The sequence below is a fragment of the Actinoplanes sp. NBRC 103695 genome, assembly GCF_030269485.1.
Taxonomy (GTDB): Bacteria; Actinomycetota; Actinomycetes; order Mycobacteriales; family Micromonosporaceae; genus Actinoplanes.
The window spans coordinates 218,968-244,278 of record NZ_BSTL01000016.1 but is presented as its reverse complement, the minus strand read 5'-3'; the positions used below and the strand labels follow the sequence as shown (position 1 = coordinate 244,278).

Genomic DNA, 25,311 nt, shown 5'->3' with positions numbered 1-25,311 from the left:
GTCAGCCCACCAGGGTCTTCACCTTGGCGGGCAGGTCGACGGAGTCCAGGTAACTGCTCGTGACGACGGTGCCACCGGCGTCGATCAGGACGTACGTGCTCTGCTGGGTGATGCCGAACTTGCGCCACACCTCGCCGGCCTCGTCGTCGAGCGTGCGCACGTCCGGGATCTCCAGGTCGCTGACGAACTCGTGCATCTCGGCGTTGCTGCCCAGGCCGGCGATGCCGAGGACGCCGAGCTTCCCGGCGTACACCTCCTGGACCTCCTGCACCGAGCCGGCCTGACCCGCGCAGGTCGCGCACCAGGGCGCCCAGAACCAGAGCAGGGCCGGCTTGCCGGCGAGCGTGGCCGCGTCGAAGGCCTGCCCGTCGATCGTCTTCCCCGTGAAGCTCAGGACGCCGCTGTCGGCGGGGGCCTTCTCACCGCATCCGGTGAGAAGGCCGATCGTGAGAAAGACCGCGAGCAGGCGGCGGATCACTTGGCGCCCTCCAGCCGCAGCGCCAGGGCCGGGCAGACGTTGACCGCCTTGCGCGCGCCGTTCTCCAGCCACGGCGGCAGCGGCGTCTGCGGGAACGCCGGGAAGCCGTTGCCGTCCAGCCGGATGATCTCCGGCGCGACGGCCGAGCAGAGCCCGTGCCCGTCGCAGCGCGACCAGTCCACGGCGAGCTTCCGCGCGCCCTGCTCCGCCTGGTACGGCAGCGGCAGAACGCCGCGCACCTGCTTGCCGCAGCCCTCGCCGTTGGCGTGCGCCTCGACGTCCTTGGCGAAGACCTCCAGCGCGGACAGCGCGAACCGGGACGTGCCGTCCGGGTGGCTGCACGCGCCGCGGCCCTTGACCACGCCGGCGGCGGCCCGGACGTTCTCCAGCGCGCTGCCGCCCAGCGACACCAGCGTCACCGCGCGGGCCAGGTCCGGCAGGCCCAGGCGGCACGGGCCGCACTGCCCGGCGGACTCGCCGGCCAGGTACTGCGTCACCTGCGCGACCTCGCCGAGCGGGCAGGTACTGGAGCCGATCGGGATGAGCATGCCGGCGCCGAGCGTGCCGCCGACCGCGGCGAATCCCTTGCGGGAGATGGTCACCGTCTCGGCGGCCTCGGCGCTGATCCACTTGCCGTGGTAGCCGCCGACCAGCAGGCCGGGGCCGATGTCGGCGCCGCACATGGTCAGGACGTCCATCAGCGACGTGCCGGTGGGCGCCTCGATGACGGCCGGCGAGCTCGCCGATCCGCCGACCGTGAGCATGACCGTGCCGGGCTCCTCGGGAATGCCGACCGCGTTGTACTCCCACGGGCCCAGCCGGGCGGCGATCGCCAGCTGGGAGTAGGTCTCGGCGTTGGACAGCAGGGTGGGCAGGCCCATCACGCCGTTGTCGCTGGAGCGGACCTTGCGGCCGGGCGGGATGTGCGCCTCGCCGTTGATGCCGCGGACCAGCGCGCCGCCCTCGCCGGAGATGAAGCGGTGCGGCACGGTGACGATCCGGGTGGGCACCGGCATCCGGCGCTCGCCCAGCGCGGCGGCCAGCGAGTCCTGGCCGATGCCGTCGTCGGCGATGCCGATGACGATCTCCTCGGCGTCCAGGGCAGCCGCGGCCAGGGCCGCGCCGTCCAGGATCAGGTGCGGTCCCCGGGTGAGGATCGCCTTGTCCTTCCAGGAGGGTGGCTCGCCCTCGGTGGCGTTGACGACGATCACCGGCGGCAGGTCCTGACGCCGGCAGGAGTCGAGCACGGCGCGGACCTTGCGGGCGAACGGGAAGCCCGCGCCGCCCCGGCCGCGCAACTCGATGCGGTCGGCGAGGCCGATCAGCTCGCCGGAGGACAGCTGCGCGAATCCGCCGTGCACCTCCTGGTGCGCGGTCAGATCAAGCCGGCCGTACTCGTCGAAGCCCGCGGTGATACGCGGAGTGCCGATGCTGGTGACCGGCGGGACCTGCGACGAACTCACCTACCGAGCCTCTCCCCTGAGTTGACGCCAGTAATGGTCGTCATCGAGCGATTCGTTGCCGCCGCTGACCCGGTCGCCCCTGCGACCTCCCCTGGGCCTGATCGGCTCCGCCTGCTGCGCCTGGCGGCGAGCACGGCGGGATGCCATGTCGACGAGGGTGGGCACCTCGTCGCCTTCCTCCCGGTAGTTCGGGTCGGTGCGCCCGCGCCAGCCCTCGGAGCGCGGGGCCAGGTCGACGAACTCGCTGCGGCTGTGCCGGCCGGAGTCGGCGGCGTCGACGTCGTCCCGGCGGCCGCGGCGAGGGGCGTCGTCGTAGGCCTGGAACTCGCCGGTGCGGTAGTCGGGCGCCCGGAACTCGCCGGTGGCGCGCGGGTCGGCGTCGCGGAACTCGCGGCGGGCGCGCGGCGGCGGGGTCTCGTCGTAACGCTCGTCGTCGGCGTACCGGCGGGCGCGGCGCGGGGGCTCCTCCTCGTAGCGGTCCTCGTCGGCATACCGGCGGCGAGGCGGCGGCGCGTCCTCGTAGCGGTACCGCTCTTCCTCGATCGCCCGGCGGGACATGCTGCCGGTCGACGCCGGGTCGCCGTAGGACTCGATCGCGCGGCGGGACATGCTGCCCGTGGACGCCGGGTCGTCGTACGACTCGATCGCGCGGCGGGAGATGCTGCCGGTCGGCTCGTCGTAACGCTCGTCGGCACGGCGCCGGCCGTTGCGGCGGGCGTACACGTCGTCGTCGTACGGCATCGGGCTGATCGGGTTGCTGCTGATCGGCATCGAGCTGGCCGGCATGGCACTGGACGGAATGCCGCTGGCGGGCATGGCGCTGGACGGCCGCTCCATCACCGGCGGGCGCGGGGTGGCCGGCCGGAACGACTCCGGCGCGGCGAGCGGCTCCGGCTCGTCGCGGCGCTTGCGCTTGGGCGCGGCCGCACCCGAGTTGGTGGGGACCACGGCGCCGACCGGCTTCATCGCGCCGGTCGCGGTGGACGAGAAGTCCTTCTTCCGGTTCAGGCTGACCGAGAGGCGGACGGCCAGGCCGACCAGCACGCCCAGTACGCAGACCACGTAGCTGACGGTGACCCAGGTGGCGGCGGGGCGACCGGCGGCGAGGCCGTGGATCAGGGCGAGCGGCCACATCAGGTAGGACACCGCGTGGATGGAGCGCCACATCCAGGGCTTGCCGCGGCCGATGAACTTGGACCGGGCCATACCGGTCCACATCACCATGATCATCACCCAGCCGGACAGGGTGCCCAGTCCGATGAACACCCGGTTGTAGGGCGCCAGGAACGGGATGAAGATGTCGAGCGCGGTGATGTGCTCTTCCATGAACTTGGTCCACACGTGCGCGACCAGTGCGGTGACCGCGATGACGCCGGTGGTGCGGTGCGCGGACTGGAGCAGGACGCGCTGCCGGATGGAGAGCACGAGCCGGTCGGTGGAGACCAGCCCGACCATGATCGTGACGGACAGCGACACCAGGGTCAGCACGCCCATGTAGAACTCGGAGTACGCGAAGAAGTAGTAGTACGCGACCCGGCCGAACGGCGTGAGCATCGCCGCGGCCCAGACGGCCGTCAGGATCGAGACGGCGAGCAGAGCTACCGACCACTTCGACGGTGGCTTCCGTCCGCCGGTGGCACCCATCGCCACCGGTTCCGGCCTGGTCTCAGGTCGTTGGTTGAACTTCGTCCGAGCCATTGACTCCTCGTTCTCCGCAGCGGTTGGCGTCCGTCGGGGCAATCGGGACGCCGGCATCCGTGGGGGATGCCCCGCGCTTCAGTTCTGGGGGGCCGGGGCGGCCGCATATCTCCTTTGCCCTTTTGCACCCTGCGTTGCGGCCTGTTCGTGCCCTCCCCCATCTACGTAGGCCGGGCGGGTTCGGATGAACCATCGGCGAGAAGTTTGCTCACTCATCTGGGCGACCTTGCAACCTCACTCCTACGGACCGCCTCTGAGCTGCTCAGACATGGAAACGCAACGGTCAGCTAAGGCAAAAATAAGGTGCCGCCGGAAGGTGAGCCGGGCCACCCGGTGAACCATTCGTCCGGACCGTGCGAACTACCTGGTGTGCAGGCGACCGTGACTCCCCAGCGTAAGGAGATGATTGCCGTGCGGCATCGTGGTGCTGCCCTTCTGCTCACGGGCGCCCTGACCGCTCTCACCGCCGTTCTCCTCCCGGCTCCGGCTCACGCCGAGGTGGACGGCATCGACCTCAAGGTGACGAAGGCGCCCGACAACTTCGAGGCGGGTGACGACCCCCAGATCGTGGAGGTCGTCGTCTCCACGGACAACCGCGGACGCTGCCGCAAGATCCGGTTCTCCATGGTGCTCGGCGTCGAGGGCGCCGAGCTGGACCAGGTCCGGGTGAACCGGGTCGAGGAGAACGGGACCTTCCCCACCCAGGTCCGCGACGAGGGCGGCAAGGCCCGGATCACCGACACGCAGGTCGACCCCGGCCAGTTGTGCCGTGGCCGCACGGTGACGGCACGGTACGAGGTGTCGGTCGCCGAGAACGCACCGGACGGCCGGATCACCTTCGACGCCGAGGCCTTCGACGCCGGGCGGACGTTGCTGCAGAAGGCCGCCGCGTCGAGCGACATCGAAGGAGTGGCAAAGCCGTCGACGCCTCCTTCCGAGGCGCCGGAGGAACCGGCGGAGGAGGAGTCGTCCGAGGCGGCCATCCCGCCACCGGCCGACGCCAGCGGCATCTCCGCCGATCTGGCCGCCGGTCAGGACAGCACGCCCAGCCTGCTCGGACCGGGTCTGATCGTCGGCGCGGTGCTGGTACTCATCGGGGTCGGGCTGCTGATGCGGCTCCGTCTGCGCAACCGGAACCGGAACCGTCCGCAGCGACCGCAGATGCCCGGATACGCACGATACTGATCCTTCGACGGCCATCACTTCAGGCAAGCATCGGACAAACTTATGCCCGTCCTAAGGAAGGGTTCTCTAGGGTCGGTGGCGCTCACGTAACGCCATTGTCGAATCAGGGGACCTCAAAAGTGAAGAAGCGTACGTTCCGGATCGTCTCCGGCGTCGGCGCCGCCGCGCTCGCCATGATCGGTGTCTCCGCAGGTGTGTCCTTCGCCGGCCAGACGCCGCAGGCCGCACCGCTCGCCGCGCCCGCCGACGCCTCCTCCGCCCAGGCGGACAGCTTCCTCGGCGGCAAACCGTCCGTGCCCGACGCGATCAAGGTGCCCGGCGGCAACGTGCAGACGTCGGTCTTCAAGGCGCACGGCGTGCAGAACTACGGCTGCTCCGCCACCGGCGCCTGGGCGCTGCTCGAGCCGGCCGCGGTGCTCACCGGCCTGTCGCTCAAGCCGGTCAAGCCGGCCAGCGCGATCCACTTCCGCGGCCCGAGCTGGCAGTCGGACTCGGACGGCAGCCTGGTCGAGGGCACCTCGCCGGTGTCCGCCCCGTCGGCCAACCCGAACAGCATCCCGCAGCTGCTGATCACCGCGAAGGTGCTCTCCCCCGCCCGGACCCAGTCCGGCGTCTTCGCCGACGTGACCTTCGTCCAGCGGCTCAACACCAAGGGCGGCGTGGCCCCGGCCGGCGCGTGCAGCGCGGGCCAGACCGCGGCCGTCAAGTACACCGCCGACTACCGGTTCTTCAAGAAGGCCTGATCACTACCCTGGCCTGAGTGAGGAACCTCGAGGACGCACGCGCGCTGGCCGACCGGCTCGGCGAGAGCTACCAGCTCGTCTATCTCAAGGACGAGTCGGGCTGGTCGGTCGGCGCTGCTGAGGACTCGAACGCGGCGGAGATGATCGTGGTCTCCCGGACGCCGCAGTCGTCACACTTCGCCTATGCCGTCGGCGGCGAGACCGTCGTCGCGTTCGACCCCGGCTATCCCGCGCCGGAGACGATGTGGGGTTCGGACCCGGGCCGCCTCTCGCACCTGATGAACGCTCTGGGCCTGCGCCCGCCGGACGACGACGCCGACGAGAGCTGGCAGGACTCGGACGCCCGTGCGCTGCTCCTGGCGGAGCGCGTCACGGGACTTCTGGAAGGCCCGGCTTGACGGCCTTCAGGTAGGCGGTGGCCATCAGGGTGGTGCGGGGTGCGCCCTTCTCGATCAGATTCCTGGCGTACGCCGTGAAGCGCGCCGCCTCCTCGGTGCTCAGCGTCTCGTCGACCGCCTCCTGATAGGTGGGCGCCAGCGGGTTGGGCGCGGTCCGCCGCAGCGCGTCCCAGTCCGCCGGCAGCGGCGGCGCCGGCACCTCCACCTCGGCCCGGTAGTCGAGCTCGATCGCCGTCAATCCGGCCTCGCCCGCCCAGCGCAGCAGGTCCCGCTCGTCGAAGTCGACCATCACTTCCTCGCCCCGGTACGCGGCAAGCACCTTGTCGGCCAGGTCGGCGATCGGCGCGAAGTCCAGCCCGAACAGCCGCCGCCCCCGGTCCACCGTGAAGCTGTTGATCGGCTCGAAGATCGCCAGCCGCCCGCCCGGTCGCAGCACCCGGGCCAGTTCCCGGAAGCCGGCCGCCTTGTCCGGCAGGTACATCAGCACCGACCGAGTGGTCACCACGTCCACCGAGGCGTCGCCGATGCCCGCGAGATCGTCGGCCGACGCCCGCACGAACGAGCAGCGCGGGTCGTCACCGGCCTGGCGCCGGCACTCGGCGAGCAGATCCCCGGACACGTCGCTGAAGATCACCCGCCCGGTCGCGCCGACCAGGTCCAGCGCTCCGAACCCGATCAGCCCGGTCCCGGCGCCCACGTCCAGCACGACATCGCCCTCGGCGACCGCTGCCCGCTCCAGCACCCCGTCCCGGAAGCCGGCCAGCGACGGGTGATGATCGCGTCGCACGCCCGGGTCGCCACCGTCGCGCCGTCCCATCAGCCAGGCCGCCCACTTGTCGGTCATGCGGACTCCTCGGTGTTACCGTCTCGGACAGGTCATGAGTGCCAGCATCAAGCCCCGGCTCGCTGGCCGGCAACCCTCCATTCGTGGGCGGGGTGCTCCGGGTGATGACACGGCTCGGCGCGCGGTGTGCCGGGCAAGCCACGACTTCCTCCGGAGCCGTCATGGACATTCGTCGTGCCATTGTGGACGATGCCGGGCCGATCGCGGTGCTGCACGCCGACAGCTGGCGCCGGCACTACCGCGGCGCGTACGCCGACTCCTTCCTGGACGGCGACGTCGTGGCCGACCGCCGCGCGGCGTGGTCGGCCCGGCTGTCCGCGCCGGCGGGCACCGAGACGACCGTGGCCGAGGAGGACGGCCGGCTGCTGGGGTTCGTCCACGTCGTGTTCGACCACGATCCGCGGTGGGGCAACCTCGTCGACAACCTGCACGTGACCCGCGACCGGCACCGCACGGGCATCGGCCGGCGACTCCTCGGGCACGCCGCCACCGGCCCGATGTACCTATGGGTGCTTCAGCAGAACACGTCGGCCCAGCGGTTCTACCTGTCGTGCGGCGCCACGCCCGGCGAGACGGTCCCGGTGACAAGCGACCCGGCCCGCCTGAACGGCGTCCCACTCAAGCTCCGCATGACCTGGCCCGACGTCCCAAGCGCACGCGACCCTCTGCGGATCGCACGAACTAACGCTTCGCCCGCCGAGTGATCAATCGCGCCGCAGCAACTCCGGCGATGGTCCCCGCCGCGATCCACACGAGGGCCGGAAGGGTCGAGGATCGAGTCCGGGGCGTCGCCTTCTCGATGCCCAGGCCGGATTCGGCGGTTTCAGGCACTGAGAGCAGAGCAGACTGGTGGCGTGCCTTCGTCGAGGGCGTCAAGGACGGCGAGTTCGACGTCTAGCGCGCACCCAAACCCGGACAGTTGTGGAGTGGGCGGAAAGGCTACGCGCAAGCTCCGCATGATCTGACGTAGGGTGACGGATTACAGATCTTGAAATCTGTAACTCGGCCCGTTACGGTCCTCCGTCGTGGAGATGAGACGACTCGGAACCCAAGGACCTCTGGTGCCGCCGATCGGGCTGGGCTGCGGCCCGATGTCCGCCGGCGATCTCGACCCGGCGCGCGACCCCGGCAGCGCCGACACGATCCGGGCGGCGATCGACGCCGGTGTCACCCTGATCGACACCGCCGACTTCTACGGCAACGGGCACAACGAATGGCTGATCCGGCAGGCCCTGCGCCCCGGCGACCGTCTCACGATCAGCGACAAGTTCGGCGCCCTGCGCGATCCGGCCGGCAGGTTCGTCGGGATCCAGGCCCATCCGGCGTACGTGAAGAGCGCGCTCGCGTACTCCCTGCAACGCCTTGGCACCGACCACCTCGACATCTACCGTCCCGCCCGGCTCGACCCGCAGGTCCCGATCGAGGACACCGTCGGCGCGATCGCCGAGATGGTCGAGGCCGGCTGGGTGCGGCACATCGGCCTGTCCGAGGTCGGCGCCGACACCATCCGCCGCGCCCACGCCGTTCACCCGATCGCCGACGTCCAGATCGAGTACTCGATCTTCAGCCGCGGCCCCGAACGGTCGATCCTGCCGGTCTGCCGCGAGCTCGGGATCGGCGTCACCGCGTACGGCGTCCTCGCCCACGGGCTGCTCACCGGCGTCTACAGCGGCGGCGGCGAGGTCGGGCACATCCCCCGCTTCCACGGCGAGAACCTCACCGCCAACCTGGCCCTCGTCGAACGCCTGCGCCCGATCGCCGACGCCCGCGGTGTGACGGTCGCGCAGCTCGCCATCGCCTGGGTCCTCGCCCAGGGCGACGGGATCGTGGCGCTGGTCGGCGCCTCCCGGCCCGGGCGCATCGACGGGGCGGTGGCCGCCGCGGAGCTCAGCCTGACCGAGGCGGAGCTGGCCGCGGTGGACGAGGCGGTGCCGGAGGGGGCGGTGGCCGGCACGCGGTATGCGGCGCCGTTGATGGCGTTGCTGGACAGCGAGCGCTGACCGGGCACCGCACGCGCAGGCCGAGGTCGCATGCCGAGGCCCGAGGCCGCACGCCGAGGCCCGAGGCCGCGCACGCGGCTTCGGGCCGCCGCACGCGACCGCCGCCGGAAGCCGCGACACGCAGGCGCGAAAGCCGCGACACGCGGGCCACCGCCTCCCCCGCCCCGTACTGGGTGGGCGCCAACGTACCTCGCCGGACCGACGATCCGGCCGCTTGTCCACAGGAGGCCGGGCGTGACGACTCGCACAATCGCGGGCGCCGGACCCGCCGCTGCTAGGGTCGCCCTGATGGCTGCCCTGGACGCCGAGACGATCATGCTCGCGACCGAGGACGTCCTGCGGCGATACGGTCCGGCGAAGGCGACCGTGGTGGACGTCGCGCGGGCGCTCGGCGTGAGTCACGCCGCCGTCTACCGGCACTTCTCGTCGAAGGCGGCTCTCCGCGAGGCGGTAGCGCGCCGCTGGCTGTCCCGGGCCGTGGACGGCCTGCACGCGGTCGCGGCCGATGCGAGTACCCCGCCGCCCGAGCGGCTGACGGCCTGGCTGGTCGCGCTCAACCGGTCGAAGCGCCGCGCTGTGAAGGACGAGCCGGAACTGTTCGCGACGTTCGGTGTCCTGGTCCGGGAGGACAGCAGGGCGGCGTCCGATCACGTCGCGGTCCTGCTCGGCCAGCTGGAGTCGATCATCGCCGCGGGGGTGGCGTCCGGTGACTTCGCCGTCACCGATCCCGCCGGCGCGGCTGTGGCGGTGTTCGCCGCGACCTTCGCGTTCCATCATCCGGCGCACGCGGATTCGTGGGAGCGGCCCGGCCAGGACGAGCTCCTCGACGAGGTCTGCGCTCTCGTGGTGCGGGGTCTCCGCTGACGGCGACGGCCCCGCCGCGCGGGATGCGCGGCGGGGCCGTCGGGTGAGCTGAAACCCTTACTTCTCCTGGTTGTACAGGGTGCGGATCTCGTCGGTGGAGAGCGCCCGGTCGTACAGGTGCACCTGGTCGGTGACGCCGTCCAGGTAGTCGACCGGGTTGCCGCCGTACTTGCCGCGGCCGATCACGGTGTTGCCGGTCGGGGTGGACGTGCTGAGGCAGGCGCTCGCGCTGCCGGCCAGTTCGCCGTCCACGTAGAGCCGGAGCTCACCCTTGACCGAGTCGCGCACGCCGACCAGGTGGTACCAGCGGCCGACGTCCGGCTTGGCCGGGCCGAGCGCCCGGACTCCGACGAAGCTCATCGCCCAGCGCTGGTTCTGCCCCGAGTACTGCAGGAAGAAGTCGCTGTTGGCCGGCCCGTCCTGGCTGACGACGGTCTGGAACGCGCCGTCCGCCTTGTCCAGCTTGACCCACGCCGAGGCGGAGTAGTCGCTGGAGGTGTCCAGCACGGGAGCGCCCAGGTCGACGCTCTGCGTGCTGCCGTTGAGGTCGACGCCCTGACCGGTGTGCGCCGCCACGAAGGCGGGGTTGCCGACCAGCGTGCCGTCGTGGTCGCCGACGCTGTCCTGGGCGTTGCCGTCCAGCGGGTAGTACGCGACCCCGCCGAGGCCGGGCGTGCCGGGCGGCGGCTGCGGCGTGTTGGCCGCCGAGCCGTCGGCCTCCCGGATGATGCGCTTGTTGACGTTGCGCACCTTGGTGAAGTCCATCTTCTCGACCTGCCGGTCGTACGTGAAGAAGCCGTTGACCTCGTGCTCGACGTCGGTGATCTGGGTGTAGATGGAGCCGCTGATGCCGCACCGCTGGGCGGCCGTGATGGCATCCTGCTCGTTGGTCACGTAGCGCCGGGTCAGCGCCGCCGAGTCCGGGAACAGGTCGGCGTAGCCGTGGCCCTCACCGAACCACATGTGGTTGGGCACCTCGAGGCCGAAGCCGCCGTGCTCGCCGTCGATGGAGACGCGCAGCGCGTCCGGGGACGGTGCGGCGGGACCGCCGTCGTTGTACTCGTGCCAGTCGATGACGTCGCCCTTGCCCGAGTCACCCTTGGAGTTGCAGCAGTTCACGCCACTGTGGGCGTTGACCAGACGGGTCGGGTCCTGGGCCTTGACCGCCTCGGCGATCCGGCCGGTGTCCTCCCGGTTCCACTCGCCCCAGCCCTCGTTGAACGGCACCCAGGCGACGATCGAGGTCCAGCTGTCGTGCTCGCGGACCATCTCGTGCAGCTCGGCCTCGAACTGGCCGCGCCACGCCTCGGGGATCGGCCCGGTGTTCGACGACGGCATGTCCTGCCAGACCATCAGGCCCAGCTTGTCCGCCCAGTAGAACCAGCGGTCCGGCTCCACCTTGATGTGCTTGCGGACGGCGTTGAAGCCGAGCCGCTTGTGCGCCTCCAGGTCGAACTTCAGGCCGGCGTCGGTGGGCGCGGTGTTCAGGCCGTCCGGCCAGAAGCCCTGGTCGAGGGTGGCCAGGTTGAACAGGATCTGGTTGTTCAGCGCGATCCGCAGCTTGCCGTCGGCGCCGGCCTTCTTGCCGATCTCACGCAGGCCGAAGTACGACCCGACGGTGTCCACCGGGGTGGTTCCGCTGAGCAGCTGAACCTCGAGGTTGTACAGGTAGGGGTTGTCCGGAGACCACAACTTCGGATTGCGTACGGGCAGCGTCAGCTGCGTGTCGGCCGGGCCGGTGACCTGGCCGACGATGCCACCGTTGACGTTCCGGGCGACGGCTTTGACGGTCAGACCCGACCCGTTCACCGTACGGGCGGTGAGCTTGAGCGCCCCGGCCGTGATGTCCGGCGTGGTCTTGAGGCTCTCGATGCTGGACGCCGGGACGGGCTCCATCCACACCGTCCGCCAGATGCCGGAGCTGCCCTGGTAGAAGATGCCCCGGTCGGACTGCCGGCGCTGCTTGCCGATCGGCTGGCCGGTGGCGTCGGTGAGGTCCTCGGCCCAGACGATGAGCTCCTGCGGGCCCTTGCCGCGCAGCGCGTTGGTGACGTCCACATCGAACTTGTCGTAGCCGCCGCGGTGGGTGGCGACCTGGGTGCCGTTGACCCACACCTTGGCGTCGTAGTCGACGGCGCCGAAGTGCAGCACCAGCCGCTGGCCCTGCCAGGCGGCGGGGACGGTGAAGGTCCGGCGGTACCACATCCGGTCCTCGTGGCGCTGGATGCCGGAGAGCGCCGACTCGATCGGGTACGGCACCAGCACGCGCTCGTTCAGCGCCCGGCCGGTCGGCGGCGCCTCGTTGACCTCGGCCTTGGCGAACTGCCAGACGCCGTTGAGGTTCTGCCACGCGTCGCGGGTGAGCTGCGGACGCGGGTATTCGGGCAGCGCGTTGTCCGGGCCCACCTCGTCGGTCCACGGGGTGGAGATCGGGGGCGTGCCCTTGTGCCAGGCCGGGGCGGCGGCGGCCGGGACGGACGGGCCGGCGACGCCGACCGCGATCAGGACAGCGGAGGACGCGGCGAGCACGCGCCGTCGTCTGTAGTGCATGGGGGGTGGTCCCTTCTATCGCGTTGATCGGTACGCGGACAGCACCCAGCCGCGCTCCACACAAGCTGTCGGGAGCGATCGTGGACGGCCATGAGCAAACACATTTCAACAATGTTGCGCAGGCAACGTCAAGGTTCGATGTGATGCTCGCCGATGTTCTACACCGTGATAGAAGGGTTTGCGCCGCTTTACTCAGCCCGCCGCCGGTTTTGCCCCGGCCGCCGGTTTGCTCAGCCCGCCGTCGTCAGATAGCGGTATCCGAGCCGCTCCAGCCGGGCGGCGTCCAGGCAGTGCCTGCCGTCCAGGAGCACCGGCTTGCGCATGATGCCGGTGAACTTGCCCCAGTCCAGGTCGAGGTACTGATCCCACTTGGTCACCAGGACCACGGCGTCCGCGTCGTCGAACACCTCGTCGATCGAGTCGGCCAGCTGACCGGCCAGGTCCGGGTGCTGGGCGCGGAACCGGTCCGAGGCCACCGGGTCGTGCAGGGTCACCCGGGCGCCGCGCGAGATCAGCTTGCGGGCGATGTCCACCGAGGGCGAATCACGCAGATCATCCGTGTCCGGCTTGAACGCCAGCCCCAGGAGCCCGATCTTGCGTCCCTTGAGGATGCGCAGCTCGGACAGCAGCTGATCGACCACCACCGAGCGCTGCTGGGCGTTCACCTCGCGGGCGGCGCGCACGATCGGCATGTCGTGGTGGTACTCCTCGGCGGTCGTGATCAGCGCCGCGGTGTCCTTTCCGAAACACGAGCCACCCCAGCCGACACCCGGCTCCAGGAACCGCGGGCCGATCCGGGCATCCAGGCCGATACCGCGCGCCACCTGGGTGATGTCCGCGCCGACCTTGCCGGCCAGGCGGCCCACCTCGTTGATGAAGCTGATCTTGGTGGCCAGGAAGGCGTTCGCCGCGTACTTGATCAGCTCGGCCGACGCCAGGTCGGTGGAGACCATGGGCACGGCGCCGACCTCGCCCGGCCGGGGCAGGAAGGTGGGCGGGGTGAACGTCTGGTTGAGCACGGCACGGTACAAGCGGTGCAGCACGTCCAGGCCGCGCGGGTTGTCCGAGCCGACCACGATCCGGTCCGGGTAGAGCGAGTCGAAGATCGCCACGCCCTCGCGCAGGAACTCCGGGTTCGACGCCACGGTGAACTCGCCGTCCGCACGCCGGCCGTGCGACCGCTCGAACGCCTCACGCAGGATCGAGTCCACCCAGTTGCTGCTGCCGATCGGCACGGTCGACTTGTTCACCACCACGGTGAACTCGCCCTCGCCCGAGATGTGTTGTCCGACCGTTTCGGCGGCGCTGCTGAGATATCGCAGGTCAGGGTTGCCGTCCGGGAGAGACGGGGTCTGCACGGCGATGAAGACCACCTCGGCGCCGGGCACACCCTCGGAGTAGTCGGTGGTGAAGGTGAGCCGCTCGGCGGCCTCCCCCAGCAGTGACTCCATGTGCGGCTCGTAGATCGGGGACCGGCCCGCCCGCAGGGTCTGCACCTTGTTCTCGTCCAGGTCGACGCAGGTCACGTCGTGTCCCAGGAAAGCCAGGCTAACCCCGGTCGTGAGCCCCACGTAGCCTGTGCCGACCACGCACACCTTCATGACAGTCGTCCCCTTTCACCACGGCAACCGACACCGTAGCCGACGCCGGACCGCTCAAGCCGGGCCGAGGACTGCCGATGTGTCAGCCATGACCGTGGGTAGCGGAGTGCTCCCGAACGGCGCGGTGCTCGAGACGCCCGCGCCGCAGCCGCAGCATGCCCCCGAACCGCAGGTGGCGATGCTCAGCGAGCTGGTGAGTTTCATGACCCGGGACACCCCGGCGATCGAACCTCTCATCGACCTCGTGCAAGGCCACCTCGACGCGTGCGGCCTGGATCACATCACGATCTTCGCGCTGGACTCCGAGGAGGGCACGCTGGGCGTGGTCGCCGGCCCCGCCGACGACCGCGAGGACGGCGCCCTGGCCTTCCGGGTCTTCCGTGCCCCCGCCGGCGGTGGCGCCCTGATCGACCGGGACCGGCTCGGCATCCGGCTCCGCGCCGGCGGCCAGACCGTCGGGGTGCTGGTCCTCGCCGGCGGTGACCCCGGGGCGCTCCAGCCGTACGTCGTCAGCGCTCTTGCTCTGCATGTCGCCACCACCCTGCTCTCGCTGGACGCGGAACGCCGCCGCCAGATGGTCGCGCACGTGACCGCGGCTACCCGGCGGCTCTTCGAGGAGGGCACCTTCACGACGAGCGTCGAGGAGGCCGGACGGGTGCTCGCCGAGACCGTGTCGGCGGCCTTCCGCACCGAGCACGCGGCGCTCACCCTGATCGACTCCGACGGCAAGATCATGCACGCGATCGGCGTCGGCATGAACGACGAGCAGACCGAAGCCATCCGTACGGCAGTCGTGGGCAAGGAGGCCCTGAAGTCGCCGGTGTGGCGCTCGGTGGTCGGCGGTGGTCCCGCGCTGATCAGCGACGCCGTCGACGGGCAGGTCCGCTCCGGCGGCCTGGCCCAGGCCATGCACCTGCGCTCGTGCGTAGCCATCCCGCTGCTGGCCGGCACGACCCCGGTGGGCATGGTGGTCTGCGGCGACAGCAGCCGACGCCGGAAGTGGACCGGACACGACCGCACATTGGCCCGCCAGCTCGCCGTCGAGGGCGCCCTGATCGTGGACAGCGCCCGCATGCGCCAGGCCGAGGCCGCGCACGTGCAGAACCTGACCCATCAGGCGTTCCACGACGCACTGACCGGCCTGCCCAACCGCTCGCACCTGCTCGACCGCGCCGACGAGGCGATCGAACTGGCCGGCGCCACCGGCAACCGCATGGCCCTGCTGCTCCTGGACCTGAACGGCTTCAAGCAGGTCAACGACACCGCGGGCCACCACGCCGGCGACGCCCTCCTGCACCAGGTGGGCGGCCGCCTGCTCAGCACCCTGCGCGACGACGACCTGGTCGCCCGCCTCGGGGGCGACGAGTTCGCGGTTCTCCTCACCCGCAACGCCGACGAGGAGCGGGCGTTCGCGGTGGCGGAGCGCATCCACGAGCGCCTGTGCGAGCCGTACGGGGTCGACGACCAGGAGATCAAGGTAGGCGCCAGCATCGGGATCGCCCTGTTCCCGGACTATGCGGGCGGCATGCCCGATCTCCTCCGAGGCGCGGACGCGGCGATGTACCGCGCCAAGCGCCACGGCGGCGGCGTCCGGCTGGCGCGCTGAACACCGTTCGGTGTGAAGGTCTGGCGTTGCTGCCGGCGTTTCCGCTGGGTCTCGGGTCGGGCCGGGTTGCCATGCGGCCCGGTCACGGTCGCTGCCGCCGCCATCGCGCGGCGGTGGGTCGATGCGGGTGTGCCAGGCGCCTGGGTGCCCGCTCACCGTCACTGCCGCCGCCCGCGGCCGTGACCGGGCGTGGCCGGGCGCGAGCATGGCCGGGCGCGAGCGGTAGTAGGAGCAGGCGCGAGTAGTAGGACAGGCACGCAGTGAGGCTCCGGCCTCCTCGGCTCCGGCCTTGGTCCTGGCTCCGGCCTCCTCGGCTCCGGCCTTGGCCCTGGCTTCGGCCGCATCCGAGCCGACCTCGACTCGAGCTTCATCCGAGCCGCCCGAGCACCACCGACGCGGCCAGGAAGAGCACGGCCAGAGGCGCCGCCGCCCGATGGGACGGACGTGGAGCCCGGCGCAGCTCGGCCACCCCCAAGGGGACGAGAGCCACGGAGAGCCCGATCAGCTCGACGATCGTCAGCCAATCGGCGCCCTTCAGCACGCCGATCATCAGGCCCGCCGGCAGTGCCAGAGCCGCGGCCGACCAGGGCCGGAGCACGCGTGACAGCAGTCCGCCGATGGCCAGGACGATCCAGCCTGCCATGACGCTCATGCTCAGACTCGAGACGACCCACTCCGGAAACGTGTAATAGGACGCCACCGCCTTGGTCGCGGCATCCACACCAGCGCTGTCGGTCAGCGCCAGCGCGAACGTGTTGACTCCACCGTGGAACGTCCGTGCGAACAGGCCACTCAGCACCAGCGCACCGCCCCACACCGCCCAGCCCGGACGCGTCTCGGCGATGCGCGTGGCCACCACGATGACGCCCGGCCAGAGGGCGATCACCCCGGCCAGGAAGACCGCGTAGGCGGCACCCATCAGCCCCGGCCGGTTCTGATAGGCGGCGAGCTGGTGCGGGAAGAAGAACGGAACACCGAAGCGCAGCAGCATGCCGGTCAGCATCAGAGCCGGGCCGAGGATCAGGGAGATGCCGCCGAGCCACGGCCCGGGGAAAGCTGGTCGCTGATTCGTCATGCCGCAAACGTTCTCGCGGTGGCGCCCCGGTCCGCGTCTGACCGGGGTCTCATCTTTGCGACCCGGCATGGTCCCGCAGGATGACCGCCCTGAGTCTGATGGCAGCGTCCTCCACGCTCACTAATCTGGCGGCGTGACCAAGCTGATGGATAGCGCGGCGGCAGCCCTCCTGCTGCTGTCGACCGCGTGGGCGGCCGGCGAGACCGGGCCGCTCGCGTGGTGGCAGTGGCTCCTGGTGACCGCTGTCGCCGTTCCGGTCGCGGTCCGGGGTCGATGGCCGCTGGCGGCGGCCGCGGCGATGACAGGGTCGGCGGCGGCGCTGCTGGTGTCAGGCACCATTCCCGTGTACGCGGGAGCGGTGCTCTGCGCGGCGGCGGCTCTGCCGCTCTACTCGGTCGGCGTGGCGGTCCACCGGTCGTGGTCGATTCCGGCGCTGGCGGCCGGGATCGCGACGGCCGGGGCGCTGGGATTCTGGGAGCCGGGGACACCGCTGGTGGCCCTCCCCGCCGTGGCGGTCCCCTGGGTGATCGGCCGGCTGGTCCGTCGTCGACGCCGGCTGGCGGACCGGCTGGCGACCGAGCGGGCCGAACGGGCGGTGGCCGATGAGCGGCTGCGCATCGCCCGGGACATGCACGACTCCGTCGCCCATCACCTCAGCATGATCACCATGAAGGCGAGTGTGGCCAGGCACGTCGTGTCGGTCCGGCCGGAGGAGGCGACGAGCGCGCTGGCGGTCATCGAGGAGTCGGGGCGAGACGCGCTGGTGGAGATCAGGAGGGCTGTCGGTCTGCTCCGCGACGGCGAGCCGGGCGGCGACGACCAGCTTCGGACCCTGATCAAGCGGGTCGCCCAGACCGGCCTCGCGATCGAGCTGATCGCCGACGCGTTCCCAGCCGGGATGAGACCGGTCGTCCATCGCATCGTGCAGGAGTCGCTGACCAACGTCATCCGGCATGCCAAGGACGCGACGCGCTGCACCGTGACCATCACGGCCATGCCGGCCCACGTCGAGGTGCGGGTGGTCGACGACGGCGTCGCCGCCGCCTCCCTGCCGGACGGAAGCGGACACGGACCGGCTGGTGCCGCCGACGATGTCCGGACGGGTTCGGCCGGCGGAAGCGGCCACGGGTTACGCGGGATGCGTGAGCGCGTCGCCGCCGTCGGTGGCCGCCTCGACGCCGGTCCCGCGGCCGGCGGCGGCTTCGCCGTGATCGCCCACCTCCCGGACCCGGCGCGTAGCCGTGACTGACCCGAGGAGCGCGGGCGTGCCCGTCCCGGAACGCGCGGGCGCCTCCCGCCCGGACCGCACAGCCGGGTCCGGCCCGGACCGCGCGAACATCCCCTGCCCGGACCGCACAGACGAGACCGGCCCGGACCGCACAGACGAGACCGGCTCAGACGGCGCGGACGGTGGCCCGATCCGGGTGCTTCTCGCGGATGACCAGACGCTGCTGCGGGACAGTCTACGGGTCCTGTTCGAGGCGACGCCCGGCTTCGTTGTCGCCGCCGAGGCCGCGACCGGGCGCGACGCGGTCCGGATGGCTCTTCGTGAGCGGCCCGACGTGGCGCTGATGGATGTGCGGATGCCCGACCTGGACGGCATTCAGGCGACCGCGCAGATCTGCGCGGAGACCGAGGACGTGCGGGTGCTCATGCTGACCACCTTCGACCTGGATGAGTACGTGTACGGCGCGCTGCGTGCCGGCGCCAGCGGCTTCCTGCTCAAGGACGCCGGAGCGGCCGAGCTCGTCGCGGCGGTGCGGGTCGTCGCCCGCGGGGACGCGTTGCTGGCGCCGGCGGTGACCCGGCGACTGATCGCCGCGTTCACTGCGGAGCCACGGCCGGCGCGGGCGTTCGGCAAGCGGCTGGACGGGGTCACCGACCGGGAACGTGAGGTGCTCGAGCTGATCGGCCGAGGTCTGTCCAACACGGAGATCGCCAGACATCTGACGCTCAGCCTTCCGACAGTGAAGACCCACGTCAGCCGGTTGCTCGCCAAACTGCACGCCCGCGACCGCGCGCAACTGGTCGTCGTCGCCTACGAGACCGCCTTGGTCAGGGCCCAGACATGACCCGGCCCGTCCACAGCCCAGACCTCACCGGGTCACGGCCCATGATCCGGCCTGGTCACGGCCCTGACATGACCTCCGCGCCGGGCACTGAATCGCTGTCAACGAAGCGGGCGGTCCGCACGGGGAAGTCAGAGCCGGCGTGGTGTTGCACTTGCTGTGGTGTCGGCGCCTCGGCGTGGACTTGGCGGCGCAGCTGTCGGACCGTTCAGCGGTGTGGCCGGCGAGCCGGGCAAGCGGGTCGCGGTGACGACCCCGCGGGACGCGCAGGCGCCGCGGGCCGGCGCTGGTGGAGTTCAGCCGCCCGGGATGGAGGACATGACCGAGTACCAGCAGCGGGTGGTGCGGTTGCGGTTCGCGCACGTGTCGGAGGCGGAGACCGGGTTCCGTAGTGGTGATCGGCTGCGGGCGGAGCCGGGTGAACCGCGTACCGCGTACGATCCGGCGCGATCCGGCGCGAACGCTGTTGCGGGACCGGTTGCGGGCGAAGGTCGCCGAGCTGGCGGTGTTGAGCGGGCCGAACGCCGCGTGGGCCTGGGCCCGGGTGACCCACGGCGACTTCATCTTCTCCCCACAGACCCGGCCCAATGGACGTCGTCCCCGCGGCGATCGCGAACTCGCCCACTACATCCAGCACCGGTGGCAGCACATCTGCCACCGCAACGGCACCTACGCGTGGCTTCGGCAACGGCTGACGTCTTACACCGACGAGCTCATCGCCCAACTAGACGCCGAGACCGACCAGTAGCAACCTCGCCCCGGATACCCCCGACGTGGTCGGCACTGACGGTGCGGCACGGGAATCGGGCCGCTTCAAGGAGTCCGGACGAACCGTTTCGGACGGGATGATCGCCGGCGCCACAGGGGACTGGCCGCCGCCCTTCCCACCGCCGCAGACCCTGGGTGAGTCGATGAGCTGCGACGACGTGAGGTCAATGCCGGGGCTCGTTAATGATCACCACGACGCCGAGTAGGCAGATGGCAGCGCCGACCAGGTCGTAGCGGTCGGGGCGGAACTTGTCCACCACGACGCCCCAGGCGACGGAGCCGGCGACGAAGACGCCGCCGTAGGCGACGAGGATGCGGCCGAAGTCGGCGTCGGCCTGCAGGGTGGCGACGAAGCCGTAGGTGCCGAGTGCGGCGATGCCCCGGGAGAAATACGGCTCTGCCGCTCAGTCACTACCTGGTCTGGCTGACAGGCTTCCTAGGCCACCGCCCGCCGTCCACTCCGGACCTGGCCGTTGGGTAAGGCCCGGTGCTGGAGTCCGACCGAGTCAAGCTGGCCGCCGAGATCCTCTGACCGCTACTTCCCGTACAGCTCGGCCATGGCGTGGAAGGTCCGCTTCGGTTCGAGACGACCGTCGGGCAGCACCTTGCACACCCCGAATCCGGCCATGTCGAGGTCCAGATGCGGATCGGGGTGGTATGGGCTGTTGTAGCTCGCGAAGGTGAACCAGAACGCGGTGTCCACACCCTCCTGGTCGAAGGCGCCGATCAGACGGCGGAGGTAGCGGGCCGGCTCCTCCTCGTCGCGGACATGGTCGCCGGGAATGCGGGGCGGATCGGCGTCGTGATCGACGATGTCCCAGCCCATGCCGCCACGCGCAGCCGCTCCCCGGTACGTGCAGCAGCCGAACTCGGTCACCGCGAGCGGTTTGCCGTGCCGGCGGAACTCCTGCACGGCCGGCTGGAAGCCGGGGTCGTCGGGATCGACGTAGGCGTCGACGCCCACGATGTCGAAGGGCGTCCAGTCGATGTCCTCCCAGGTTCCGGAGGCGTAGGTGATATTGCCACGGAACCGTCCGCGCACGGTCGCCGCGGCTTCGGCGAGCAGCGTGTTCATGGCGGCGGAGGCGTCCGCGAGCTGGCCCACCGCCTCGGGGTCGCCGCTGGACAGGGACTTGATCCGGGCGAAGGTGTCGGCCCCTGGCAGGAAGCCCGCGTCGAACAGGCTCAGTTCGCATCCGGCGACGAAGACCGCGGCGCCGGCGGCCTCGGCCCGGTCGGCGCAGTCGGCGAAGTCGGCGAAGTCGGCGAAGTAGGGCAGCAATTCCTGGGCGGTTTGCTCGCAGGGGAACGGGGAGAACCAGACCTCGAGCCCGGCGTTGGCGGCGTGCCCGGCCGCGACCGACAGCCGTTCGGGGTCGCCGCCGGTGATCCGGACAGCGTCGCAGTGCAGATCGTCGGCGATGATCCGCATCTCCTGCTTGACTTCGCCGGGGTTGAAGTCGGGCCGGGTGCTCCGCCCACCGGGGGTGAATCCGGTGTCGTAGGTGATGCCCTTGGCACGCACGAATGCTCCTTCTCGGTTGCTGAACAGGTAACCAAACGTTAGGCACGGGTCGAATCTCGGTCCACCCAGCCCGCGTCGGGAGTCGGTATCTCCGCTGTTCAAGGGTGTAGTTGTGATTGCAATGACGGTGTCGGCGAATGCACGCATTTTGCAACGGACGGCGATCGGCACCCATACTGGTGGCCAGCGGACCGGATGGGGGGCGAACGGGATGCCCGGGCCCAGGCTGACCAGCGCCGACCGGCAGCGGATCGCCGCCGGGCTGGCGCAGGGGCTCACTTTCGCCGAGATCGCCGGCGATCTCGGCCGCCCGACATCCACGGTCAGCCGCGAGGTGGCTCGCAACGGCGGACCGGGCCGCTACCGCGCGGAGCTGGCGCAGCTGGCTACCGTCCGACGCGGTCGGCGCCGACCGCACGCTCCAGCCCGGGGTGCCCCGGGCGTACCCGCCGGCCCCGATCCAGACGCGCGGATCGCGTTGGTCGCCGATCTCACCGCGGCCCTGATCGACACCGGTATGCCGCGCACCGCCGCCAGAGTGCTGGCCTGTCTGTTCACCGCAGAGACCGGTAGCGCCACCACCGCCGAGCTGACGGGGCAACTCCGGGTCAGCCCGGCGACGATCTCGCTCGCGGTCGGGCTGTTGGAACAGCACGGGCTGATACGCCGCAGCCGCGACGGCCGGAGCCGGCGCCATCGGTACTTCCTCGACGAGGACGCGGGTATCCGGTCCGCGGTCGTCAACGTCCGCGCCAACCAGCGGCTGGCCGCGACCGTGCTGCGCGGCGCCGACATCTTGGGGAGCGGCACCCTCGCCGGGGCCCGACTGGCCGTGGCAGGTCGATTCCTCGAACAACTGGGCGACACCATCATCCGGTTCGCGCAACAGCACCGGGTGTCCGCGGGCGGCGATTGAGGGCCGCGGAGCTTCGCGAGGACGTGCATCCGATGCCGTTCGCGACGGCCACCCCGGACACCGTCAAGGCGATGCCGATCGACACTCTCGCCCGACTTGCCGACCGCCTCTCACCCTCAAGATCGACCAGAACGGTCCGACCGCGCAGGTGACTACATGCCCGCCTGTGTGACAACTACCGTGCTTCGGCTCAGCGACAAAGGCTGGTCGACACCCTTGCTGCCGCCAGCTTGCATGCCAAACCGCCATCAAGCGCGCTCAGTCACACCGGCCACGTCAGAGATTCAGCCGGGGCCAGCCGGCCACGTCGGCGAGCAACTGGCGGTCGTGGGTGGCCACCACGATCGCGGTGGGCGTGTCCAGCAGCGCCGTGGTCAGCTCGTCGACCAGCACCGCCGACAGATGGTTGGTGGGCTCGTCGAAGATCAGCAGGTCGGGCCGTGTGGCCAGGTTGATCGCGAGATCCAGCCTTCGCTGCTGGCCCTGCGAGAGGCGCCGCGCCGGGGTACGCATGGCCTCGCGGTCCAGCAGACCCATCGTGTCGCCCGGCAGCAGGTCGGCCGTGATCGCGTCGGCCGGCCATTCGGGGACCTCTTGGGCCACCAGCGCGATGCGCGTGTCCGGCCGGTGGTGAACCCGGCCGCCGGTGGGACGCGACCGACCGGCCAGAAGGGACAGCAGGGTGCTCTTGCCGCTGCCGTTCGGGCCGGTCACGAGCAGCCGGCCGCCGCTGTTCAGGGTCAATGTGACCGGCCGGTGCAGGCGGCCGGAGACCATGACCTCGTCGGCCCGGACCAGCGCGGTGCCGACTCGGAGCTCGTCGGCCAGGATCAGCGCATCGCTGGCTCGGAACTCGTCAGCCCGGGCCGGACCAGCACCCGGTCGATCGGGGACCTGGCCGGTCCGGGGCTGATCGTCGGCGCCGACCCGGGTGGCCAGGTCCGGCCAGCGCAGCGACGGCGGTGGCTCGGGCGCGGTGATCCGGTGTGCGTCGAGGGCCTGGCGGGCTCGGTGGAGCGCCTGCACCACGCCCGGCGCCCGGGACTGGCGCTGGTGCTTGCCGGTGCCCTTGTCCGGGCGCCATCCGGTGCTGAGGCGGTCGCGTGCCTGGTCGACGGCCGTGGTCAGCCGGCGGTGTTCGGCCTGCTGTTCTTCGAAGTCCTGCTCCCAGCGCCGCCGGTCGCGGCACCGGGCCGCTTGCCAGCCGTCGTAGCCTCCGGCGTACAAACGGGCCGCGCCGTCCTCGCTCGGGTCGAGGTCCAAGAACTCCTCGGCCACGTCGCGGAGCAGGGCACGGTCGTGGCTGACGAGCGCCAGGCCTCCGGCGTGCGAGCGCAGTCTTTCGGTGAGGAAGGCCAGGCCGCCGGCATCCAGGTGGTTGGTGGGCTCGTCCAGCAGGAGCAGGTCGTGGTGGGCGCCGAGCAGGCAGGCCAGGCGTACGCGATAACGCTGGCCCACCGAGAGGGTGACCAGCTCGCGCGCGCGATCGGTGCAGGCGTCGAGGGCCGCCAGGGCGATGTCCACCCGGCGTTCGGCGTCCCACGCATCCAGGATGGTCGCCGCCTCCAGCGCCTCCGCGTAACGGTCGTCCGCCCCGGCCGTCCCGGCGGCGAGATCGGCGGAGGCCCGGTCGAACTCGGTCAGGGCCTCGTATGCGGGACGCAATGCCGCCCGGGTGAGGTCACCCACGGTCAGCCGCCGCGCGTCACGGCCCGGCTGGTCGTGAGGAAGAGGGACGTCACCGCCCGGCCGGTTGTGAGGAAGAGAGGCGTCACCGTCCGGCCGGTTGTGAGGAGAGGACGCGTCACCGCCCGGTTGGTCGAGCGGGGCAGGCGGGCCGACGTGCAGGGCCTGCTCGGCGAGCCCGACGGTGCCGGCCCGCTGGACCGTGCCGGTGTCCGGTGTCAGGGATCCCGCGAGGACGTGCAGAAGGGTCGTCTTGCCGCGGCCGTTCTCGCCGACGATCGCCAGGCGGGATCGTGCGGAAACGGTGACGGACACCCGATCGAGGACACGGCGGGCGCCCAAGGTAACGCTGACGTCGACAGCGCGCAGGTGAGCACGACGTCCGGCGACGGCACCCGGGCCGCGGAAGTCTCCACAATCGCCGGTAGGCAAGGCGGTTACAACGGGATCGCCGGTAGGCAGGGCGGTTACAGGATGGGAAGAGGTAGGCACGGGAATGCTCCGCAGCTCCGAAGGGAGCCGGGCAGCCTCGTCAGCCGCCCGGCGGGAGGGCCGGGACGGCGGGGCGGAAAGGGCTCGACGCGCCGCCGTCAGCGGCGGGTGCGGAGCCTCATCGAAGCGATGCCTGAACGCATGATCGCGACATTACTCCGGACCGTGCGGGGTGGGCGAATGAATTCCCCGCACGGCCGGACCTTCAGGTCAGACGTGGACGAGGGAACGGGCCAGGACGCCGATGTCGGGCATGTCGGTGAAGAGGCCGTCGACGCCGGCGTTCCAGAAGGCGACCTGCTCGTCGATGGCCCTGCCGTAGGCGGTGGGGTCGGTGCCTGCGCGCAGGTGGGCGGGGAGGAACTGGTTCTCGGCGCGGAAGGTGTACGGGATGACGTTGAGGCCGGCCGCGTGGGCGTTGGCCACCAGCGGGGTGGGGGTGTCGGCCGGGGTCGCGGGCAGGACCTGGGACTTCTCCGGGCCCAGGCCGTCGATCCAGCGGGACAGCTCGGTCAGGCCGGCGGGGGTCAGGTAGTCGGCGTACGTACGGGAGTCGCCGAACGGGCCTCCGCTGCCGCTGGTCAGGAACACCAGGGGCGCCTTGACCTTCTGCACGCGGCGCAGGGCGATCAGGTTGGCCGCCTCGAAGCTCTGCACGTAGACGGGGGCGGCGGCCCGGTCCAGGTCGTGGTTGCGCAAGGCTCGGACCAGGGGGGTCTCCAAGGCGAGGCCGAGCGCGCGGAAGTACGTGGGGTGCTTGGTCTCGGGGAACACGCCGATCTCCCGGCCGAGTTCCCGGGACAGGCGCGTGCGCAGGGCCAGCACCTCGTTGAACGTCGGCACCGGGAACAGCCCGTTGTAGAGGGTGTTGCGCTGGCGCACGGCGGGGATGCGTTCGGTGGCCCGGAGCGTCCGCAGCTCGGCCAGCGTGAAGTCGTGGGTGAACCAGCCGGTCACCGACACGCCGTCGAGCAGGACCGTGCGCCGCCGGTCGGCGAACTCGGGATGCGACGCCACGTCCGTGGTGCCGCCGATCTCCGGCTCGTGCCGGCAGACGAGCACACCGTCCTTCGTGGACACGAGGTCGGGCTCGATGAAGTCGGCGCCCAGCCGGGCCGCCAGCTCGTACGAGGCGAGGGTGTGCTCGGGACGGTAGCCGGACGCGCCACGGTGACCCACCACGATGTGCTTGCGGCCACGGCGGGTGGCCGGCCCGGCCGGTCCGGCCCATGTCGGAGCCCATGTCGGGGCGGCCACGGCCGGAGCTGCGGGTACGGCGGCGGCGATGGCGGGTGCGGCAACGGCGAGCGCGCCGTAGCGCAGCACCTGACGGCGGTCAGCCACGATGGT

21 protein-coding genes, 1 pseudogene and 1 riboswitch are annotated in these 25,311 nt (G+C 71.1%); of the genes and pseudogenes, 11 read left to right on the top strand and 11 right to left on the bottom strand.

The genetic code is table 11. The annotated features are described in order from the left end of the window. Position 1 precedes the first annotated feature (1 nt). The 3 genes from QSK31_RS28815 to QSK31_RS28805 are packed head-to-tail and all read right to left on the bottom strand — an operon-like array spanning position 2 to position 3,639. Positions 2–478, bottom strand: coding sequence for a redoxin family protein (locus QSK31_RS28815; RefSeq protein WP_285687583.1), 477 nt, complete (start codon positions 476–478; stop codon positions 2–4). After that, positions 475–1,941 (bottom strand): NADH-quinone oxidoreductase subunit NuoF family protein, encoded by a 1,467-nt coding sequence (locus QSK31_RS28810; RefSeq protein ID WP_285687582.1) that lies wholly within the window; start codon positions 1,939–1,941, stop codon positions 475–477. The genes QSK31_RS28815 and QSK31_RS28810 overlap by 4 nt, the downstream gene beginning before the upstream one ends. Next, complete coding sequence (locus QSK31_RS28805) at positions 1,942–3,639, bottom strand: translation initiation factor III (RefSeq protein WP_285687580.1); 1,698 nt, start codon at positions 3,637–3,639, stop codon at positions 1,942–1,944. It lies immediately after the preceding gene. A 402-nt stretch (positions 3,640–4,041) separates the two neighbouring features. On the opposite strand from QSK31_RS28805, the gene QSK31_RS28800 reads away from it, so the two are divergent. The 3 genes from QSK31_RS28800 (at position 4,042) to QSK31_RS28790 (ending at position 5,965) form a co-directional block, all read left to right on the top strand. Continuing rightward, positions 4,042–4,824, top strand: coding sequence for a hypothetical protein (locus QSK31_RS28800; protein ID WP_285687579.1), 783 nt, complete (start codon positions 4,042–4,044; stop codon positions 4,822–4,824). 119 nt (positions 4,825–4,943) lie between these two features. Continuing rightward, positions 4,944–5,567, top strand: a complete 624-nt coding sequence (locus QSK31_RS28795) for a DUF3455 domain-containing protein (RefSeq protein WP_285687578.1) — start codon at positions 4,944–4,946, stop codon at positions 5,565–5,567. Between the two features lie 17 nt (positions 5,568–5,584). Further along, positions 5,585–5,965, top strand: a complete 381-nt coding sequence (locus tag QSK31_RS28790) for a DUF6461 domain-containing protein (RefSeq protein ID WP_285687577.1) — start codon at positions 5,585–5,587, stop codon at positions 5,963–5,965. On the opposite strand, the gene QSK31_RS28785 is transcribed toward QSK31_RS28790, so the two are convergent. Continuing rightward, complete coding sequence (locus QSK31_RS28785; RefSeq protein ID WP_285687576.1) at positions 5,937–6,809, bottom strand: class I SAM-dependent methyltransferase; 873 nt, start codon at positions 6,807–6,809, stop codon at positions 5,937–5,939. The two genes, QSK31_RS28790 and QSK31_RS28785, sit on opposite strands and share 29 nt — an antisense overlap. A 30-nt stretch (positions 6,810–6,839) precedes the next feature. Then, a riboswitch (SAM riboswitch) is annotated at positions 6,840–6,955 on the top strand. Between the two features lie 15 nt (positions 6,956–6,970). Here QSK31_RS28785 and QSK31_RS28780 point away from each other — a divergent pair. The 3 genes from QSK31_RS28780 (at position 6,971) to QSK31_RS28770 (ending at position 9,673) form a co-directional block, all read left to right on the top strand. Next, the gene (locus QSK31_RS28780; protein ID WP_285687574.1) at positions 6,971–7,513 is read left to right on the top strand and encodes a GNAT family N-acetyltransferase; all 543 of its coding nucleotides are present in this window, start codon (positions 6,971–6,973) and stop codon (positions 7,511–7,513) included. A 357-nt stretch (positions 7,514–7,870) separates the two neighbouring features. Then, positions 7,871–8,809, top strand: a complete 939-nt coding sequence (locus tag QSK31_RS28775; RefSeq protein ID WP_285687573.1) for an aldo/keto reductase — start codon at positions 7,871–7,873, stop codon at positions 8,807–8,809. A gap of 234 nt (positions 8,810–9,043) precedes the next feature. Continuing rightward, entirely contained in the window at positions 9,044–9,673 is a 630-nt protein-coding gene (locus QSK31_RS28770) for a TetR/AcrR family transcriptional regulator (protein ID WP_285687572.1), read from the top strand. Between the two features lie 57 nt (positions 9,674–9,730). On the opposite strand, the gene QSK31_RS28765 is transcribed toward QSK31_RS28770, so the two are convergent. Both QSK31_RS28765 and QSK31_RS28760 read right to left on the bottom strand, forming a co-directional pair. Next, complete coding sequence (locus QSK31_RS28765; protein ID WP_285687571.1) at positions 9,731–12,223, bottom strand: LamG-like jellyroll fold domain-containing protein; 2,493 nt, start codon at positions 12,221–12,223, stop codon at positions 9,731–9,733. Positions 12,224–12,453: 230 nt separating this feature from the next. Next, complete coding sequence (locus QSK31_RS28760) at positions 12,454–13,824, bottom strand: UDP-glucose dehydrogenase family protein (protein ID WP_285687570.1); 1,371 nt, start codon at positions 13,822–13,824, stop codon at positions 12,454–12,456. Positions 13,825–13,912: 88 nt separating this feature from the next. Between QSK31_RS28760 and QSK31_RS28755 the strand changes: the two genes are divergently transcribed. Further along, positions 13,913–15,430 carry a sensor domain-containing diguanylate cyclase gene (locus tag QSK31_RS28755; RefSeq protein ID WP_285687569.1) on the top strand — a complete coding sequence of 506 codons (1,518 nt, stop codon included), beginning with the start codon at positions 13,913–13,915 and terminating at the stop codon, positions 15,428–15,430. A gap of 367 nt (positions 15,431–15,797) precedes the next feature. On the opposite strand, the gene QSK31_RS28750 is transcribed toward QSK31_RS28755, so the two are convergent. After that, positions 15,798–16,505 carry a hypothetical protein gene (locus tag QSK31_RS28750; RefSeq protein ID WP_285687568.1) on the bottom strand — a complete coding sequence of 236 codons (708 nt, stop codon included), beginning with the start codon at positions 16,503–16,505 and terminating at the stop codon, positions 15,798–15,800. A 133-nt stretch (positions 16,506–16,638) separates the two neighbouring features. On the opposite strand from QSK31_RS28750, the gene QSK31_RS28745 reads away from it, so the two are divergent. The 3 genes from QSK31_RS28745 to QSK31_RS28735 all read left to right on the top strand — a co-directional run bounded on the left by QSK31_RS28745 (position 16,639) and on the right by QSK31_RS28735 (position 19,322). After that, positions 16,639–17,754, top strand: a complete 1,116-nt coding sequence (locus QSK31_RS28745; RefSeq protein WP_285687567.1) for a sensor histidine kinase — start codon at positions 16,639–16,641, stop codon at positions 17,752–17,754. A gap of 169 nt (positions 17,755–17,923) precedes the next feature. Beyond that, on the top strand, positions 17,924–18,577 hold the full coding sequence (locus QSK31_RS28740; RefSeq protein ID WP_285687616.1) for a response regulator: 654 nt from the start codon (positions 17,924–17,926) through the stop codon (positions 18,575–18,577). 415 nt (positions 18,578–18,992) lie between these two features. Further along, positions 18,993–19,322 (top strand): hypothetical protein, encoded by a 330-nt coding sequence (locus tag QSK31_RS28735; protein WP_285687566.1) that lies wholly within the window; start codon positions 18,993–18,995, stop codon positions 19,320–19,322. A gap of 184 nt (positions 19,323–19,506) precedes the next feature. On the opposite strand, the pseudogene QSK31_RS28730 reads toward QSK31_RS28735, so the two are convergent. Together QSK31_RS28730 and QSK31_RS28725 are read right to left on the bottom strand one after the other, a co-directional pair. Beyond that, a pseudogene (locus tag QSK31_RS28730) lies at positions 19,507–19,722 on the bottom strand (YnfA family protein); the annotation flags it as partial. Between the two features lie 155 nt (positions 19,723–19,877). After that, entirely contained in the window at positions 19,878–20,867 is a 990-nt protein-coding gene (locus tag QSK31_RS28725; protein WP_285687565.1) for a glycoside hydrolase family 113 protein, read from the bottom strand. Positions 20,868–21,078: 211 nt separating this feature from the next. Here QSK31_RS28725 and QSK31_RS28720 point away from each other — a divergent pair, with 211 nt between their 5' ends. Continuing rightward, positions 21,079–21,783, top strand: coding sequence for a helix-turn-helix domain-containing protein (locus tag QSK31_RS28720; RefSeq protein ID WP_285687564.1), 705 nt, complete (start codon positions 21,079–21,081; stop codon positions 21,781–21,783). A gap of 276 nt (positions 21,784–22,059) precedes the next feature. Here the strand turns inward: QSK31_RS28720 and QSK31_RS28715 are convergent, their stop codons facing one another. Then, positions 22,060–23,784 (bottom strand): ATP-binding cassette domain-containing protein, encoded by a 1,725-nt coding sequence (locus tag QSK31_RS28715; protein WP_285687563.1) that lies wholly within the window; start codon positions 23,782–23,784, stop codon positions 22,060–22,062. Between the two features lie 387 nt (positions 23,785–24,171). Next, complete coding sequence (locus tag QSK31_RS28710) at positions 24,172–25,305, bottom strand: glycerophosphodiester phosphodiesterase (RefSeq protein WP_285687562.1); 1,134 nt, start codon at positions 25,303–25,305, stop codon at positions 24,172–24,174. Positions 25,306–25,311 lie beyond the last annotated feature (6 nt).